Origin of the sequence: Myxococcus vastator, assembly GCF_010894475.1 — a bacterium.
Classification (GTDB): Bacteria; Myxococcota; Myxococcia; order Myxococcales; family Myxococcaceae; genus Myxococcus; species Myxococcus vastator.
Map to the genome: position 1 here is coordinate 1 of NZ_JAAIYB010000815.1, position 1,609 is coordinate 1,609.

At 71.8% G+C, this 1,609-nt stretch carries 2 protein-coding genes and 1 pseudogene; all 3 read left to right on the forward strand.

What is annotated here, in order from left to right; genetic code table 11:
• The first annotated feature begins 306 nt into the window (after window positions 1-306).
• The gene (locus tag G4D87_RS37550; RefSeq protein ID WP_163787560.1) at window positions 307-465 is read left to right on the forward strand and encodes a lmo0937 family membrane protein; all 159 of its coding nucleotides are present in this window, start codon (window positions 307-309) and stop codon (window positions 463-465) included.
• Window positions 462-1,028: a hypothetical protein gene (locus tag G4D87_RS37555; protein ID WP_163787561.1), complete on the forward strand. Its 567-nt coding sequence runs from the start codon at window positions 462-464 to the stop codon at window positions 1,026-1,028. The genes G4D87_RS37550 and G4D87_RS37555 overlap by 4 nt, the downstream gene beginning before the upstream one ends.
• 47 nt (window positions 1,029-1,075) lie before the next feature.
• A pseudogene (locus tag G4D87_RS37560) lies at window positions 1,076-1,609 on the forward strand (HupE/UreJ family protein); the annotation flags it as partial.

Genomic DNA, 1,609 nt, shown 5'->3' on the forward strand with positions numbered 1-1,609 from the left:
TCCCACCCCTCCCGGCGCCGCCGTGCCGCTCGCGCCCCGTGTACTCATACGGATGTACCGACCTGCCGACGGAGCAGCGCCTAAGCAGCCCGCGTGCCAGAGGTCGCACGCGGCGTGTTCCTCCTTAAGAGCGCCAACGAATTCGCCACTTCGGGTGCGCTGGATTCCCTGGCGGAGCTGAAAAAATACCCGGTTTGGGACGTGCCGTTCCCAACGGGAGGCTGTGAAAAGGACCGGGTTGCCCGTCCGGGGGCCTGTTCCTAGGTTTGCCCGCGCCAGGCTGTGGTGCGTGCGTGGAGGTGCGGCGTGTACTGGACGATGGGAATCATCCTGATGGTGTTGTGGGGGCTGGGGTTGGCCACTGGCTCCACCGAGGGTTACTGGGTCCACCTGTTGCTGTTGTTCGCGATGGTGGCGTTCCTGCTGGCGGTGGTGTCTCACGGCCGTCGGGCGGCCTCGGCGTGAGGCGCCGGGCGCCCGAGGTGATGGGGGTGGAGCTGCCGCGGGACTCCGTGGGCTTCACACGCCGCGAGTGCCCGGAGTGTCAGCGGCCCTTCAAGACGCGTCCGGGGCCCATGGACTCGCGCGCGGTGCTGCACAAGCTCCTGGGCTTCTTTCCCTTCGAGAACGCCCACGAGTGCGTGGAGGGCGTTCCCGTCTGGGGCTGCCCGTACTGCGGCCACCGCGCGGAGGCGGATGCCTTCCTCACGCCCGCCCAGCAGGGGCACCTGGAGGCCGTGGCGCGCGGCTGGGCCAACCACGTGCGGTACGAGCAGCTGGCGCATGTGGCGCGCACGCTTGCCGTCAACCCCCGGCCGACCTTCGTGGCGGTGGAGCCGGAGGCGCTGCCGGGCCCCATGGCGCCAGAGCCGGACGAGCTGCTGCGCGTCATGCCCATGCTCTGCTGCGGCGAAGAGGTGAAGGTCGTCTGGGATTGGGACCAGGCCCTCCACTGCTTCTCCTGCGGCGCGCGGCATGACCCGATGAGCGGCCGCCAGCAGGTGGAGCTGCGCTTCGTCTCGGAGTAGCGCCCGGGGTGGACGCGGGCGGGCGGTGACGGCAGGCTGGAGGGGACATGACGTGGGTCTCCCCCCGGGCCATGCTCGCGTGCCTGCTGCTGGCCGCGGGCGCCGCCGCCGCGCACGACGCCGACATCCTTTATATCGAAGCGCACCGCGCCGGGCCCGAAGCGCCCGAGGTCCGTCAGGTGTTGACGATGACGCCGCGGACGCTGGCGTTGCTCCTGGCCGAGGCGGACGGGGGCTCGCTCCTCACACGGGCCGCGCTGGACGCGCGGCGTGACGCCATCGCCGCGAGCGTCTGGGACGCGATGCCGCTGGCTTCCGGAGGCTCGCCCTGCGCGCGGACCGCGCACGCCGCGGCGCCGCGCCAGTCCTTCGTGGAGCTGTCCGCCACCTTCATGTGCCCACCGGGCGGAATGCGCCAGCGCTTCGGCGTGCTGGCGCGGCTGCCGCCGGAGTACCGGGTGATATTGGGCAGCGTGAGGGAAGGGGAGGTCCCGGGCGCCGTGTTCGCGGAGGCCGGGCGGCCGGAGGTGGACGTCCCGGAGGGCGGACGCGGCACGCCGCTTTTGAGCCGCTTCGCGGGC